The sequence below is a fragment of the Virgibacillus sediminis genome (assembly GCF_042643265.1).
GTDB classification, from domain to species: domain Bacteria; phylum Bacillota; class Bacilli; order Bacillales; family Amphibacillaceae; genus Virgibacillus_O; species Virgibacillus_O sediminis.
This window is the reverse complement of record NZ_JBHRRZ010000015.1, coordinates 264,660-280,363: the sequence shown is the minus strand read 5'-3', so window position 1 is coordinate 280,363 and position 15,704 is coordinate 264,660. Positions and strand designations below refer to the sequence as shown.

At 42.9% G+C, this 15,704-nt stretch carries 16 protein-coding genes and 1 pseudogene; 14 read left to right on the top strand and 3 right to left on the bottom strand.

The window, feature by feature from the left end:
- Nucleotides 1-58 precede the first annotated feature (58 nt).
- From refZ to ACFODW_RS09945, 6 genes are all read left to right on the top strand, one after another.
- Nucleotides 59-685 (top strand): forespore capture DNA-binding protein RefZ, encoded by a 627-nt coding sequence (gene refZ / locus ACFODW_RS09970; protein ID WP_390305894.1) that lies wholly within the window; start codon nucleotides 59-61, stop codon nucleotides 683-685.
- A gap of 184 nt (nucleotides 686-869) precedes the next feature.
- Nucleotides 870-2,564 (top strand): septation ring formation regulator EzrA, encoded by a 1,695-nt coding sequence (ezrA, locus tag ACFODW_RS09965; protein ID WP_390305892.1) that lies wholly within the window; start codon nucleotides 870-872, stop codon nucleotides 2,562-2,564.
- 192 nt (nucleotides 2,565-2,756) lie between these two features.
- Entirely contained in the window at nucleotides 2,757-3,896 is a 1,140-nt protein-coding gene (locus tag ACFODW_RS09960; RefSeq protein ID WP_390305890.1) for a cysteine desulfurase family protein, read from the top strand.
- Between the two features lie 7 nt (nucleotides 3,897-3,903).
- Nucleotides 3,904-5,106 (top strand): tRNA uracil 4-sulfurtransferase ThiI, encoded by a 1,203-nt coding sequence (gene thiI, locus ACFODW_RS09955; protein ID WP_390305888.1) that lies wholly within the window; start codon nucleotides 3,904-3,906, stop codon nucleotides 5,104-5,106.
- A 99-nt stretch (nucleotides 5,107-5,205) separates the two neighbouring features.
- A complete protein-coding gene (locus tag ACFODW_RS09950) occupies nucleotides 5,206-5,415 on the top strand; it encodes a small, acid-soluble spore protein, alpha/beta type (RefSeq protein WP_390305886.1) in 210 nt (69 codons plus the stop codon).
- 120 nt (nucleotides 5,416-5,535) lie between these two features.
- Nucleotides 5,536-7,134 carry an amidohydrolase gene (locus ACFODW_RS09945; protein ID WP_390305884.1) on the top strand — a complete coding sequence of 533 codons (1,599 nt, stop codon included), beginning with the start codon at nucleotides 5,536-5,538 and terminating at the stop codon, nucleotides 7,132-7,134.
- An 18-nt stretch (nucleotides 7,135-7,152) separates the two neighbouring features.
- Here the strand turns inward: ACFODW_RS09945 and ACFODW_RS09940 are convergent.
- Nucleotides 7,153-7,954: pseudogene (locus tag ACFODW_RS09940) on the bottom strand (NAD kinase).
- A gap of 130 nt (nucleotides 7,955-8,084) precedes the next feature.
- Between ACFODW_RS09940 and ACFODW_RS09935 the strand changes: the two are divergent.
- The 5 genes from ACFODW_RS09935 to ACFODW_RS09915 all read left to right on the top strand — a co-directional run bounded on the left by ACFODW_RS09935 (nucleotide 8,085) and on the right by ACFODW_RS09915 (nucleotide 12,080).
- Nucleotides 8,085-8,678 carry a DUF2953 domain-containing protein gene (locus tag ACFODW_RS09935; protein WP_390305882.1) on the top strand — a complete coding sequence of 198 codons (594 nt, stop codon included), beginning with the start codon at nucleotides 8,085-8,087 and terminating at the stop codon, nucleotides 8,676-8,678.
- A 1-nt stretch (nucleotide 8,679) separates the two neighbouring features.
- Nucleotides 8,680-9,132 carry a GerW family sporulation protein gene (gene ytfJ / locus ACFODW_RS09930; protein WP_390305880.1) on the top strand — a complete coding sequence of 151 codons (453 nt, stop codon included), beginning with the start codon at nucleotides 8,680-8,682 and terminating at the stop codon, nucleotides 9,130-9,132.
- A 106-nt stretch (nucleotides 9,133-9,238) separates the two neighbouring features.
- Nucleotides 9,239-9,739, top strand: a complete 501-nt coding sequence (tpx, locus tag ACFODW_RS09925) for a thiol peroxidase (RefSeq protein WP_390305878.1) — start codon at nucleotides 9,239-9,241, stop codon at nucleotides 9,737-9,739.
- A gap of 142 nt (nucleotides 9,740-9,881) precedes the next feature.
- Nucleotides 9,882-10,880, top strand: coding sequence for a class I SAM-dependent methyltransferase (locus ACFODW_RS09920; RefSeq protein ID WP_390305876.1), 999 nt, complete (start codon nucleotides 9,882-9,884; stop codon nucleotides 10,878-10,880).
- 18 nt (nucleotides 10,881-10,898) lie between these two features.
- Nucleotides 10,899-12,080: an acetate kinase gene (locus ACFODW_RS09915; RefSeq protein WP_390305875.1), complete on the top strand. Its 1,182-nt coding sequence runs from the start codon at nucleotides 10,899-10,901 to the stop codon at nucleotides 12,078-12,080.
- Between the two features lie 81 nt (nucleotides 12,081-12,161).
- Here the strand turns inward: ACFODW_RS09915 and ACFODW_RS09910 are convergent, their stop codons facing one another.
- Nucleotides 12,162-12,590: a universal stress protein gene (locus tag ACFODW_RS09910; protein WP_390305873.1), complete on the bottom strand. Its 429-nt coding sequence runs from the start codon at nucleotides 12,588-12,590 to the stop codon at nucleotides 12,162-12,164.
- Nucleotides 12,591-12,713: 123 nt separating this feature from the next.
- Here ACFODW_RS09910 and ACFODW_RS09905 point away from each other — a divergent pair, with 123 nt between their 5' ends.
- Nucleotides 12,714-12,875, top strand: a complete 162-nt coding sequence (locus ACFODW_RS09905) for a hypothetical protein (protein WP_390305871.1) — start codon at nucleotides 12,714-12,716, stop codon at nucleotides 12,873-12,875.
- Between the two features lie 55 nt (nucleotides 12,876-12,930).
- Here the strand turns inward: ACFODW_RS09905 and ACFODW_RS09900 are convergent, their stop codons facing one another.
- The gene (locus ACFODW_RS09900) at nucleotides 12,931-14,028 is read right to left on the bottom strand and encodes a M24 family metallopeptidase (protein ID WP_390305870.1); all 1,098 of its coding nucleotides are present in this window, start codon (nucleotides 14,026-14,028) and stop codon (nucleotides 12,931-12,933) included.
- Between the two features lie 141 nt (nucleotides 14,029-14,169).
- On the opposite strand from ACFODW_RS09900, the gene ACFODW_RS09895 reads away from it, so the two are divergent.
- Both ACFODW_RS09895 and ACFODW_RS09890 read left to right on the top strand, forming a co-directional pair.
- Entirely contained in the window at nucleotides 14,170-14,841 is a 672-nt protein-coding gene (locus ACFODW_RS09895; protein WP_390305868.1) for a PspA/IM30 family protein, read from the top strand.
- 119 nt (nucleotides 14,842-14,960) lie between these two features.
- Entirely contained in the window at nucleotides 14,961-15,641 is a 681-nt protein-coding gene (locus ACFODW_RS09890) for a metal-dependent hydrolase (protein WP_390305866.1), read from the top strand.
- The last annotated feature ends 63 nt before the right edge of the window (nucleotides 15,642-15,704 follow it).

Genomic DNA, 15,704 nt, shown 5'->3' with positions numbered 1-15,704 from the left:
TAAAATTGCAGGATAATCGGCCTCCCTGTCGTAAATGACATATAAGGAGTTGAATAACATGAAAAAAAACCCTTCAAAGCAAAAAGTGATAAATGCAGCTTCTTCATTATTCTATCAAAAGGGTTTCAGCGGCACTTCGGTCAGAGATATTGCCGATAAAGCCTCTGTAAATGTTTCTCTAATCAGTTACTACTTCAAAAGCAAGCAGGGGCTGTTGGAGTATGCCGTTACCCAGTATTATGAAGCATATTTGAAAAGAATGGAAGAGGTATGGAGCCAAATGGAAGAAGGTTCCTCTCTGGACAGGCTGAAACAGTTGGTGTTTGAGATTATAAAATATAAGCAAGAGCATCATCAATTCTCCTGTTTTATACACAGGGAACTTTCCCTAGACTCCGTATTTGTCCGGGAAATGGCAGTAACATATTTGGCGAAGGAAAATTATCTGATCAGTAATGCCTTTCAAGAGGCTTTGAAGAGTCATAGACGGAAAGGGCTGGATGCCGTATTTATCCTCCTGCAGTTAAAAGGGATGCTGGTTACACCCTATGTTATGCAGAATGAGTGGAAGGACAAAGTAGTTGGAGATTATTCCCACGACGTGTTTGTGAAAAAATACGTAAAAACCGTTCACCAATGGCTGGATTTCCTTATGGCTGAAAAACAAGCGGAACTGAAAGAATAGCAGGGAAAGAAACGATAAGCGGCGAATTATTAATTTATTTGTATTTTTTTAGCCAAAATTGCCGGTTGCATGGTATTATAGGTAATAGAAAATTACAGGCGGAATTTTTATGATAATTTGTTCTTCAGGAGGCTTTTGCAATTGCTGCCTCTTATAGGAATTTGGTTAGGGGGCTTACATACAGATGGCGTACGTAATTGGAATCATACTGGCAATCATCGTACTAATCATAGCAGGCCTGATTATACGTAAGCGGGTCTATGATGAAGTGGATAAGTATGAGGCTTGGAAAATGGATATAATGGATCGGAATATTGCAGCACATCTATCGCGTATTAAGAGCCTCAATCTATCAGGTGAGACCCAAGAGAAATTCGAGGATTGGAAAGAGCGGTGGGATACTATCGCATCCAAAGAGCTTCCGGATATCGAGGAACATTTATTCGATGCGGAAGAGGCTGCTGACCGCTATCTTTTCACCAGATCGAAGCGGATATTAAGTGACGTGGAAGAGATACTCCAATCCATTGAAAAGAGAATAGAAATCATATTAAAAGAGGTCGATGAACTGATTGATTCAGAAGAGTCAAGCCGGACGGAAATGGAGAATCTCCAGCCGCAGGTGAAGGCTCTTAGGAAGCAGATATCCCAGAACCGTTACCAATATGGAAAAGCAGAACTCCATTTTGACAGAGAAATTGATAAGCTTGAAGAAATGCTGGATCAATACCAAGAGCTTGCCGAAGAAGGAAATTATCTGGAAGCGAAGAGGTTGGTTGACCGCCTGAAGGACAGAGTGGTGGAGCTGCAAAAGCAGATAGAGGAATTCCCGTCATTGTATAAGAAGTCGAAGCAAGAGCTTCCTTCTCAGCTGGAGAATCTTTCGGGCGGACTAAGGGAGATGGAAGAAGCCGGCTATCATGTTTCCCACCTCGGCTTTGAAACCGAAATTCTTACATATCAGGAAAAATTATTAAGCAATGTAAGCAAATTGGAAAATGCTGAGATGGACGGCGTCAGTGAAATTGTTGCCGAGGTAGAGGCAGGCATTACAGAGATGTACGACCTTCTAGAAAAAGAAGCTGTAGCCAAAAACTACTTAGACAAAGAAATGCCGGAATATGAACATACATTGAATGAACTGACGATCACATTCACGGAAACAAAAGAAGACCTCCAGGAATTGCGCGAAGCTTACCATCTGGAAGACAGTGACATGGAAAAGTACCTGGGTATTGAAACGGCGATCGAATCATTAAGAGATGAGCTTGATGATATGTCGAAGGATTTGGAAAATGATAATGCGGCACATTCGGAGGTACGAGAGAAAGTGGAAGAAGGCTTCCGCCAGGTACAGGAATTGCAGGCGAAACATGAAGAATTCAAAAAGAGGATCCACAATTTACGTAAGGATGAACTGGAAGCAAAAGAGAAATTGATGGAAATTAGAACACAGCTTCAAGGAGTAGGAAGAAAATTGAAGAAAAGCAATATTCCAGGCGTTCCTACATATATATGGAATCTTTTAGATGAAGCTTCCAGCAAGAACGAAAGGGTTCTTGCTGCCTTGGAGACAGAGCCGCTTGATATGGTAAACGTGCAGGAGGCGCTGAATAATTCGAAAGAAGCGGTAGATAAGGCCATGGAACAAACGGAATTGATGCTTGAACAGGCTTATTTAACGGAGCAGGTCATCCAATATGCTAACCGTTATCGCAGTCAAGATGCCATGTTGGCGGGGAAATTGGCTGAAGCGGAAAGGCTGTTCAGATCATATGAATATGAATTGGCCTTGGAGCAGGCAGCAAAAGCCGTAGAAGAAATTGAACCTGGAGCTTTAAAACGGATTGAAGAGGTTCAGATGGTCAGCAGTTCATAAAAAGGGATAAAGGCTGTCATTAGGAAAAGGATATGTAAGGAATCCTTTACTAAGTCAGCCTTCCCTTTTGTCTTGGAAAAGAAATGAAAAGTTTTTTCGATGACAGATTAGTTTCTATAAAAGTATAGTTAAGGACTTCCAGCCTGCGCCGTAAAAGTGCAGGCAAGTTTTCTGAAATAAGGGGTATAATGAATGATTTATCTTGATAATAGTGCAACTACCAAACCAGAACCCTCCGTAATGAGGAGTTTTGAACAGGTTACAACTAAATATTATGCTAATCCTTCTTCCATTCATCAATTTGGCGGTGAGGCGGAACAACTACTCCATAAGGCCAAGCAACAGGCGGCGGAAATAATTGGGGTTACAGAGTCTGAAATTGTATTTACCTCTGGAGGAACGGAAGGAAATAATACCGCGATAAAAGGCATTGCTTTGGAACATCAAAATAGAGGGAAACATATTATTACATCCGAAGTGGAGCATCCATCCGTAGAGGAGGCATGCAGGGGGCTGGAAAGGCTGGGATTCGAGGTAACCTATTTACCCGTCAATCAAAATGGTGTAATATCAATAACTGATTTAAAAAAGGCCGTCAGGGATGATACCATCTTGATTTCTCTCATGCATGTAAATAATGAAATTGGTTCGGTTCAACCAATCCAGGAAGCAGCTGCTGTTGCCAAACAGCACCCAAAACTGTTCTTCCATGTCGACAATGTCCAGGGAGTCGGCAAGCTGCCGCTTAAGCTTAGGGGGAGTGGAATTGATTTATGTACTTTTTCCGGCCATAAAATACATGGATTGAAAGGAACGGGAATCTTATATATAAAACAAGGAACAACTCTGTTCCCACTTCTCCACGGAGGAAGCCAGGAATATGGACATCGTTCAGGGACGGAAAACCTTGCGGGAGCTGTGTCGATGGCCAAAGCCTTAAGGCTGATAACCGAACGCGAAAAAAAGGAAGGCGACCAGCTGCGCCGTTTGCAGCTGCATCTTCGTGAACAACTGTCTAAAATCCAAGATGTAAAGATCAATACACCAGAATCTTCCGCGCCACATATTATGAATTTCTCTGTACCGGGAACCAAACCAGAAGTGCTGATTCATATGTTGGGCGAGGAAGGGATATATATATCAACGAAATCTGCCTGTTCTTCCAAGCAGAAGGATGAAAGCAAAATCCTTTCGGCATGTGGCTGGGGTAATGACCGGACCACTTCCGCATTACGAGTAAGCTTGAGCTACGATAATACCCGGGAGGAGATAGATACATTTCTTTCCGCACTAGACCGGTCAATCAGACAATTTAAAGAAGTAATGGAGTAGATGTCAAATGCAATATGATCATATTTTAATACGCTATGGTGAAATGGCTCTGAAAGGGAAAAACAGAAAGCAGTTCATCCTAAAACTGCAGGAAAATATCCAGCATAAACTGAAGGAATTTCCCGATGCCAAAGTAAAACGGACACAAGGACGGATGTTTGTCCTGCTTAATGGACATGAAGCAGAACCGATCATTGACAAATGCAGGAAAATATTCGGAATTCAAAGTCTAAGTCCAGCAATAAAAGTAGAGAATGAAGTGGAAGCGGTCAAGGCAGCTGCCCTGTATGCCTTGGAAAGCGGGGAAAACATCAATACTTTCAAAGTCAGTGTAAAAAGGATTGATAAGGAGTTTCCGATAGCTTCACAGGAAATGAATCAGGTGCTTGGCGGTCATTTGCTTGCCAATACGGAAGGGTATTCGGTGGACGTCCATCAGCCTGACATGGAAATTAAGGTGGAGATCAGAATGGAGGCCACCTACATCACTTCTCGTGTAATCCCTGGACTTGGCGGGCTCCCAGTAGGAACTGCAGGGAAATCGCTGCTTCTCCTGTCTGGCGGAATTGACAGTCCGGTTGCAGGGTATCTTGCTATGAAACGAGGTGTCCAAATCGAAGCTATCCATTTCCATTCACCTCCGTTCACGAGTGAAAGAGCCAAACAGAAGGTACTCGACCTAGCAGAACAGCTAACAGATTTCGGGAGGACGGTGAAGGTTCATATTGTGCCTTTCACTAAGCTTCAGCAGGAAATCTTCCGAGAAATGCCAGAGGGTTATGCCATGACAATCATGCGTCGAATGATGATGCGGATAAGTGAAAAGGTATGTGAACAGGAATCTATTCTCTCTATGACAACAGGTGAGAACCTAGGTCAGGTTGCCAGTCAGACGATGGAGAGTATGCATACTATAAATGAGGTTACCAACTACCCAATTATCCGTCCGTTAATTGCAATGGATAAACATGAGATTATTGACATCTCCAAACAAATAGGAACGTATGAGACCTCTATACTTCCGTATGAAGATTGCTGTACCATCTTTGTGCCGAAATCTCCCAAGACCAGACCTACGAGAGAGAAAGTTAATCAATTTGAGGGGCAAAAAGATTTCAGCCATCTAATTGACGAAGCGGTAGCGGGCATTGAAACAATTAAGCTCGACGATAAGAAAAAGCAATTGAATGACATGGATGATTTGTTTTGACGGCAGCAACTGGTTGAACAACCAGCATATACCAATCAGTTAAATGCATGATTTTCTCCCTTGGTACACATCATAAGCGTACCAAGGAGGTGAACTGACATGGCAAACAACAATAATTCAAATCAATTGCTAGTGCCTGGTGTTCAACAAGCTCTAGACCAAATGAAAGTTGAAATTGCCCAGGAATTTGGTGTACAACTTGGTGCAGATACTACTTCCCGTGCCAACGGATCTGTTGGTGGAGAAATCACAAAACGTCTCGTTTCTATGGCTGAGCAGCAATTTAGCGGCCAGCAAGGTCAACAATAAATCAATTTAATATGAATATGGCTATTGGGCTATCCTTGTGGGGATAGCCCTCAAGTTTTGTAATTTGGCATGAAAATAGGTAAAGTAAAAGAGAGGTATTTTTGGAAGGGGAATGAAAAAATGGGGATTTTATGGTTTGGAGGACAGATCTATACCATGGAGCATGAGGGATCCATGGCAGAAGCCGTTTTTACAGAAGATGATACAATAAAAGCAGCTGGTACATATGAAAAGTTATATCATTCATTCTATGATGATATTGATAAAGAGGTGAACCTGCAAGGAAGGACAATGATTCCTGGCCTTGTGGATAGTCATCTTCATATTGTGATGCATGGCGAAAAGCTTCTTAGGCTAGACCTATCACAAATGACCTCAGCAGGCGAAATAAAAGAAGCATTACAAAATCGTATACCATACCTGTCTGAAGGAGAATGGCTGATAGGGGAGGGGTGGAATGAGAACCAATGGGAGAACCCATCGATCATTCACCGCACAGAGCTGGATGAAATTGCACCGAACAACCCGATGATGCTTACCCGAGTGTGCAGGCATGCTTTAATTGCTAACACAAAGGCATTGGAGATGGCTGATGTTGGGAAGGAGACGTCCGATCCGCAGGGCGGAAGGATTGTCAGAGACGACAATGGAGATGCGACAGGATATCTCCTTGACAATGCCCAGGACTTGGTAAAGGATTCTCTGCCTGATGTGTCACAGAGCTATCTGGAGCAGGTGATTAAGATTGCGGTGGATGACCTGCACTCCAAAGGCCTGGTAGGCGGCCATACCGAGGACCTTAATTATTATGGATATAGGAAGACCCTTGATGCGTATCAAAATGCGCTTAGTGGAGACCGGAGATTCAAAGCACATCTACTCGTGCATCATGACGTGCTGGATGAGCTGATCAGTGATCGACTTCGCTATTTAAGCGGGACCAGGTATGTGGAATTGGGCGCAGTAAAGATATTTTCCGATGGAGCTTTAGGGGGACGTACGGCCTGGCTCTCTGAAGACTATTCCGATGATCCCGGCAATAAAGGTTTTGCCATTCATGAGACTGAAGAGCTCGAAAGAATCATAAAAAAAGCGAGAGAACATGGGCTTCCCATTGCTGTACATGCGATTGGGGACAGGGCGGTCCAAGAGATTGCCGATTTAATCCATAAGTATCCACTGGAAAATGGCGCAAGGGACCGTATCATCCACGGTGTGATATTAAATGAATCGACCTTAGACCGGCTAAAGCAGCTTCCGGTAGTTGTTGATATCCAGCCATCATTTATGACTTCTGATTTTCCATGGGTAATTGATCGTCTCGGAGAGGAACGTCTCAAACTTTCCTATGCATGGAAGACAATGATGGATCATCAAATCTCCTGTGCGGGCGGTTCGGATGCTCCTATTGAGGAAGTGGCCCCACTTGTGGGAATTCAAGCTGCAGTTACACGGAGGTCCACCATTGACCATGAAGTATATCATCCAGAAGAGAAGCTAACTGTATTTGAAGCGATTCAATTGTATACTGCTGGCAGTGCGTATGTGGTTAACCAGGAAGATAGCAGAGGGTTGATTGCAGAAGGCTACCGTGCCGACTTTACAATTCTGGGGGAAGATATTTTCCAGGCAGACCCAGAACATATTCAGGATATTCCAATTGAAATGACGATAGTGGACGGAGAGATTGTATATGAAAGAAACCCTTCCCGCATGTAGCGGGGAGGGTTTCTAGTTTTATAGAAATGTACGGCGGACTCTCTCCCAGTAGGAGTTATTCTTCAGTTTTACGGTTTTAATTATTTTATTGCTCAATGTCACCTTCACATCCTTAATATTTTGGATGGGGTAGGCCTCATTATCCAGGCCGATAATTGGATAATCATTCCCGTCCTGAATAATTTCCAGCTTGAGCGTACGCCCCTTTCCTAATACAAAAGATGACCCAAGGGTGCGGTAGCGGTTGTTGTTAAGAGAAGCTAATTCAGATACTTGGAATCCTTCCAACAGCGGGTCCATGACTGCACCATGAATGGATTTATTATAGCCTGTACTCCCTGTTGGTGTAGCAACAATCAACCCGTCTCCCCGAAAGGTTTCGAAAGGTTGTTCATCAATATAAACATTAACTGCAATAGTTTTAATGATGGAAGAACGGAGACTTAGTTCATTTAAGCATTGGTAGGTGCTGTCCCCGTTAATGATCGTATCTATGACAGGAAAGCGGCGGACTTCTAATTCCTCATGCTGCAGCGACTGAAGCATATCCTCAAAGTTGTCTAAATCAAAATCGCAGTATAAATCCGGATTCTCCGGCAACGGTTATACCAGCATAAAGGCAATCCTGACGGAAACCGGTTTTTCTTACGGCTTGAAGAAAGGTTCCGTCCCCTCCGATACCGACAATAATATTAGCTTCCTTATCATCTTCAGTAAGCACAAAATCATTTTTCTCCGCCAATTCATACAGAGGCTGCAGTTTATTTGCCATCTCATTCAGATTAGGACTATAAAAAAATAATTTATTTCGTGCTGCCATTATTTCATTACCTCCATTGATAGGTTTTTCCTCATTTTAGCATTTAAAGGGACTTTATCCCAATTATACGAGTAGGTTTCCTTATATGGTGCAATCTAAGGATAGGAATATAAAAAAAGAAGGTCATCAGATGGTCTATTTATCGTTAGCGATCCTTTTCATTCTTCTGATACTCCTGTTATTTTCCAGGATCTATATAACCGTAAATTATACATATTCGGGCAATGGACAGCTACTGTCAATTTCAGTTCTTTTCCTGAGGCTCAGAGTATTCTCAAGAGATATCACCAGGGAGAAAAGGGAGGATAATGATTGGTTGGACTCACTGGACCATTTAGTATCCGGTTCCTTTTCCCGAAAAGTGAAAGAAATGCTTAACATAACCATGGATGTTAGCAGATACCTTTATGCCATTTTAAAAAATATGCATTTCCATCAGCTGAAGTGGTACACCAAGGGGGGGACCGGAGATGCGGCCAGTACAGGAATGCTTGCCGGAGGGGCCTGGTCGGTAAAAGGTGCCTTAATTGGTATGATTGCCGAGTTCGGGAGGCTGGAATGTGAACCCGATATACAAGTAATCCCTATTTTCCAAGGGAGGGAAATGTCCAGCACGATTGACTGTATGGTTTCCATGAGAACCGGAAAAACTATCCTTGCACTTCTTAAAGCGAAACGGATAATATCCAAAAAAAATAAAAAGAAATCACAAAAGGAGGAATAAAATGAGTGAACATCCTATCCAAGGCTTAATGACAACCGCCATGGAAAATTTGAAAGATATGATTGAAGTCAACACTATTATTGGAGACCCGGTAGAATCTCCGGACGGCACAGTGATTGTCCCGGTCTCTAAAGTGGGATTCGGTTTTGCAGCAGGCGGAAGTGAATTCAGCGGAGGGGGAGGAGACCAGGATTCCGAGTCACAGCTTCCTTTCGGAGGAGGGAGCGGTGGGGGTGTTTCCATCACTCCGGTGGCTTTCCTGATTGTCAGTGAGCAGGGAATTAAAATGGTACACCTTGATCAGCACACCCATATTTATGAAAAGATGATCGACTATGCTCCCCAAGTGGTGGAGAAGGTGGAGCAACTGATGAAGGAGTCTGCGAAAACCAAAAAGAACGGCGATAAAAAAGAGAAAAGAACACAAAAAGGACAGATGAATTACGATATATAACATGGCCAAAGATAATGGTTAAATAGAGGAAATTCCTTTCATTGGACATGTCTTCCTATTTTATTCATAATGTTAGTGTTGACAACATTAGAGGAGGAATGATTAAATGGCAAATGTTACATTCCAACAAGAACCTGTCACACTAATAGGCAATGAATTAAAGAAAGGCGACCAGGCACCTGACTTCACAGTTGTTTCCAATGATTTAAAGGATGTTTCCTTGAGTGATTACCAAGGAAAAGTGAAGTTGATCAGTGTAGTCCCTTCTCTTGATACTGGAGTTTGTGCCGAGCAAACCAAAAGGTTCAATGAAGAGGCTGACAAGATCGACAATGTCCATGTCCTGACAATCAGTATGGATCTGCCTTTTGCCCAGACACGCTGGTGTGCAGCCAATGGGGTAAAAAACCTTGATACATTGTCCGACCACCGTGATGCTGACTTTGGAGAAAAGTATGGTAATTTGATCAAGGAACTTCGTTTATTGGCAAGATCAATCTTTGTTGTAGATTCGAATGACAAGATTACCTATGTAGAGTACGTGAATGAAGTGACTGATCATCCTGATTATGATGCAGCTCTGGAGGCGGCAAAACAGGCTGAGTAAATTGTTTAGCTTCTCTCCCGCTCAATCGGCGGGAGAGATTTTTACTGTGCAGAAAACCTCTCTGAAGCCATTCATTAATTTTGTACAATAGCGGTGGAATTGGTACAATGAAATCGCTCAGGAAGAGGAACGGAGGATTACAGTGGAAAAGACGAAAGTGGAATTATTATTTGAATGGATGGACAATACGACAGATATTATACAGAAGCATATAGAGGAACCTTATCTGGACAGTCTGGCATTCACCATGGAATTAATGTTTCTCCAGGAAGTTCCTGACGACGTAGATGATATCCTGACCCATAAACTAGAGCATGCTTTAAAGGAATTAGATATGGGAAGGTACGAAATAGGAGAAATTAGAAAAGGTGTCCAACTGGCCATCCTAAAAGGAATGAAGGACTCGACACAACAGCAGCACTTGATGACACCGGAGACCGTAGCAATGCTTGTAGGTTATTTTGCAGAAAAGTTGAGCAAAAAGGAAGGGAAGCTGACTGTGTTTGACCCGGCCGGTGGCACTGCCAACCTGCTTACTACAGTGCTAAGCCGTCTGGAACAAGATGTAGAAGCCTTTGCTGGGGAAGTGGATCCGACACTGATTAACTTGGCGGCATTGAATGCCAATCTTCAGAAGCAGAATATCGAGTTTTTCCATCAAGACAGTTTACGGCCATTTTTGATGGATCCTGTTGACATGGTAGTTTCAGATCTGCCTGTGGGTTATTACCCGGATGATATACGTGCTGGGGAATATGAATTGCGGGCCGAGGAAGGCCATTCCTATGCCCATCACCTATTCATTGAACAAAGCCTGAATTATGTCAAGCCCGGTGGATATTTGATTTTTGTCGTACCTGATTTCCTGTTTGACAGCGACCAGTCTGATAAACTGCACAGCTTTCTGCAGGAGAACGCTCATATCGTGGGGGTCGTACGGCTGCCGGAAAGTGCCTTTAAATCCGATAAACATATTAAAAGCATTCTTATCTTACAGAAGAAAGGCAACGGCACAGAAGCACCGAAACAACCTCTGCTCGCACAGATACCGTCCTTTAAAAATGCCAACGCGATGGCAGATATTCTTGGTAAAATGAATCAGTGGTTTGTTCAATATACGGACAGCAGCCAGAAACACTAATATAGGAGTTGAACATCTATGAGTAACGTATTAGCAATTAACGCTGGAAGTTCATCATTGAAATTCCAATTAATCCGCATGCCGGATGAAGAAGTGGCAGCAAAAGGGCTTATTGAAAGAATCGGTCTCAATGACGCTGTATTTACTTTGGAAGTAAACGACAATAAGGACAAGAAAACTGGAGACATCCCTGATCATGAAGTAGCTGTGAAACAGCTGCTGGATGGACTTGCGTCTTCAGGAGTGATCGAGTCTCTGGAGGAAATTGATGCAGTAGGGCACCGGATTGTCCATGGCGGTGAGTATTTCAGTGATTCTGTAAATATTACGGAAGATGTCATTGAGAAAATTGAAAAAGTATCGGAACTTGCTCCATTGCATAACCCGGCAAATCTTACAGGAATTCGTGCCTTCCAGGAGATCTTGCCAGATGTTCCGATGGTAGCTGTCTTCGATACAGCATTTCATCAGACGATGCCGGAGTCTTCTTATTTATACAGCTTGCCATATGAGTATTACAAAGATTACGGCATCCGGAAATATGGTTTCCACGGGACTTCCCATAAGTATGTGTCCCAGCGCGCATCTGAATTGATGGATGTTCCTTTGGAAAAGCTCCGCCTTATTTCTTGCCACTTAGGCAATGGTGCAAGTATCGCCGCCATCAAAAACGGAGAATCCATTGATACATCCATGGGCTTTACCCCGCTTGCAGGTGTAACCATGGGAACACGGTCTGGAAATATTGATCCGGCATTGATTCCGTATATTATGGATAAGACCGGAAAGACTGCAGAAGAAGTGGTAAATGTATTGAACAAGGAAAGCGGAATGCTGGCGTTATCCGGATTCTCCAGTGACTTGCGTGATATTGAACAGCAGGCTGGCGAAAATGAACGTGCAGAGTTGGCGCTCGATGTATTTGCCGGAAGAATCCATAAATATATCGGTTCCTATGCCGCCAGAATGTCCGGTGTAGATGCAATTATATTCACTGCTGGTGTTGGGGAAAATAGTACGACAATCAGAGAAAAGGTATTGCATGGACTGGAGTTCATGGGGATTTATTGGGATCCAGCATTAAACAATACCCGTGGAAAAGAACAATTTGTCAATTACCCGCATTCACCAGTTAAGGTCATTGTAATTCCAACCAATGAAGAGGTAATGATTGCAAGGGATACCATGAGACTGTCATAAAGGCTGGGAGAAAAGGTTTAAAGGTTTTGTTACGGAACTGCCCGTGGCAAAGCCTTTTTTTAAAAATGAGTCCTCCCTGCTTTACCTTACGACGAGGACATCACATGTTGCATATCGAGTAATACTCTCAGATACACTTCCGATAAGAAAGCGTTCCATTGCATTCATTCCAGTGGCTCCACAGATGATTAAATCGGAATGGAAATCCTTGGCAATATCCTTTGCTATTTTCACTTTTGGGGAACCGTATTCAATGGACTGCAGTACCTCGGTTATGCCTGCATTCTTGGCCTTCTCCGAATAATCGGCCAATAACTGCTTTGCATAGGTTTCCGATCGTTCAGCCAGTGTACGGTCATATGCTTCTGCAGTTGCAAAAGTGCGGGAGTCAACGACATGTGCAAGGATCAGCCGGGCATTATTTCTTTTGGCAATGTCCACTGACTTCTGAAATGCCTTTTCAGATGCCTCTGAGCCATCCAATGCCACTACGATATTTTTATACTCCATGCTTCATCTCCCCTTTCCCTTTCATTATATACTCTGAATAGAAGCACTACAAACAATAATTGGAAACATAAATAAAGTCATGGTTACAAATAAATGGACACACTAAGAATGGAGGTGATTTACATGCCAAAGAATAAAAAGAATAATAATCCGCTAAACATCTTTGAAGATGAAAAAGGTGTGGCGGCTGTTCGGAATCAGCTGAATGAGAGTTATCAAAGCGGGGTAATTGAAGAGATGCATAATAATAAGGGAATTCACCACTACAATAATAAAAAAAATTAACTGTAATTGTACGTCCTCAGGGCCGCAAAAGGCGGCTGGGGACGTACATATGCAATTAGTCAATGATTTGAAGGTCCCTGGGATACTCTGTTAGACGTTCAGGTCCCTTCTCTGTTAAGTAGACCATATCCTCAATTCTTACTCCTCCTGTTCCAGGTACATATATTCCCGGTTCAATCGTATAGCACATGCCTTCTTTTAAAGGCAGTTGATTATTTCCATGCATGGACGGATACTCATGTGTTTCAATTCCTAATCCGTGGCCAATTCGGTGGGTAAAGTACTGTCCAAACCCAGCATCATTTATGTGAGAGCGTGCTGCATCGTCCAGCTGTCCAACCGGCAGGCCAATTTCCGCTCTTTGCACTGCTTTATTCTCAGCTTCCTTTACTGTATTATAAATCCTTCTTTGCTCGTCTGTTATCGAACGGAAAGCTACGGTACGGGTTATATCGGAACAGTAGCCTTCAAATACAACCCCTAAATCAAACATTACTAAATCTCCGCCAGAGACTATCTTGGAAGAAGGAGTACCATGAGGAGAGGCGGTTTTTGCACCGGACAGTGCCATGGTCGAGAAGGACATTTGCCGCACCCCATGTTTTTTCAGTTCATATTCAATGTTGGCAATTAATTCAAGCTCGCTGATTCCTTCTTTTATAGACCGGATACCAGTCTCAATGCCCAGATCTGCAAGAGAGGCAGTCTGTTTAAGCAAGGTATATTCTTTTTTGTTTTTGACTGCCCGCGATTCCGCGAGAATCTCCTTTGCATTAAGAAAGGCGGTTTCTGGAAAAATTTGTTTGACAGCTTCGAACCTTTCTAAGGAAAGGTGGTCATATTCCAGCCCAAGTACAGTGGGCTGCTTTTCATTCTTCTTCAGAAATGAAGCGAATAGTTCCCAAGGATTTTCATCATCTTGGTAACCGACCAACTCAAATTTCCACCCGGCTGCTTTTGCATCCTGTTTTTCCATGGACGGCAGAATCATAACAGGATCCATTGCTTTACTCAGATAGATGCCAATCACACGTTCATGTGGATCTGTGTAATAGCCGCTTAAGTAATAGAAATTCGGCGTTGAAGTGACCAACAGGCCATCCATCCCTCTATTACCCATTTCCTGCAGTAATCGCTCCATTCGGTTCGTCATTTACTATACACCTCACATTAATCATATCTTCTGCCATTATAGCAGAAAGCTTATTATCCATATAAATTTATATTTTCATTAAACTAATGAATGGGAATATACGTAATATAAATATTCACGTAGTACAAAGGAGGAACAGGTATGTTTAAATTTTTCAGACGGCTCAAGACTGTTTTGGGTTCTGAGCTGAATTCTATGCTCGATAAGGCAGAGGATCCCGTGAAAATGCTTGATCAGTTCATGCGTGATATGGAATCGGATATTCATGAAGCAGAGGGTACCGTTGCCAAGCAGATGGCACACGAGAAAATGCTGAAACGGAAAGCAAATGATGCGAAAGTTATGGCCGAGAAGAGGCACAGCCAGGCTGCTAAGGCAGTGGAGGCAGGAGAAGATGACCTTGCGCGCCGTGCCATTGAAGATAAGCTGGAGAATGAGAAACAGGCGGAGGCTCTATTGGATTCATGGCAGCGTGCCAAAGCAGACACTGATTCATTGAAGGATAAATTGGATGAAATGAAAAAAGAGTATAGGGAAATGCAGCTCAAGCGGGATTCATTAAAAACTAGGGCAGACTCTGCCCGTGCCAGAGCAAAGATGAACCGGAGTTTGTCTTCTATTGGCAGCGATGAAACAAAACAGGGATTTGAGCGAATGGAAGAGAAAGTGATACAATACGAAGCGGAAGCTGATACTACAGAGGATCTCACCGAAGGATCGCGGACACTTGATGAGGAATTGGAAGCATTAGAACCAAATCCGGTAGAAAAAGAACTGGCTTCCTTGAAGGAAAACAGTTCGGCAGATAAATAAATGTCGACCTTATAATCTAAAAAGATAGTGTAAAAAAATTGGACATCGGGAAAAGGATTCAGAAGAATTTTGTCGAATTATTAAAGATGGAAATATTTTATGACAAAGGAGAGATAGCTGTGAAGGTATCTTATCATGGACATAGTGTAGTAAAAGTGGTTACAGACTCTCACAAAATTCTGATTGATCCATTCATTTCAGGTAATGATGCCTGTGACCTGGATGCTTCACAAGTAGAAGCGGATGTGATTCTGTTAACCCATGGCCATAATGACCATGTGGGGGATACTATTGATATTGCCAAGCGCAATGAATCCCTTGTGGTGGCACCGAATGAGCTTGCCAATTACCTGGAGACAAAGGGATTGAACACTCACCCAATGCATATTGGAGGAAAGCATGACTTTGACTTTGGCACCGTGAAATTCACTCAAGCCTTCCATGGATCTGCCTACACCGAAGACGATGGCACCACCATTTATACAGGGATGCCTGCAGGAATACTGTTGAAGGTGGATGGCCGTACCATTTACCATGTGGGTGATACTGGATTATTCTCTGATTTACGTCTGATCGGTGAAATGAATGACATTGACGTAGCATTTGTTCCTATTGGCGATAACTTTACCATGGGACCAGAGGATGCACTGGTTGCAGCAGACTGGATTGATGCTAGAATAATTGTTCCTGTCCACTATAATACATTCCCGGTCATTGAACAGGATCCGGAAGATTTTGCTGAAAAGGTAAGAACGGGCCAAGGTAAAGCAATGAAAATCGGGGAAGAGATGGAGTTATAGAAAAGCGCGGGCCAAAAGGTCCGCGCTTTTTAAGACTTATATAGAATAGGGCACTAGCCATAT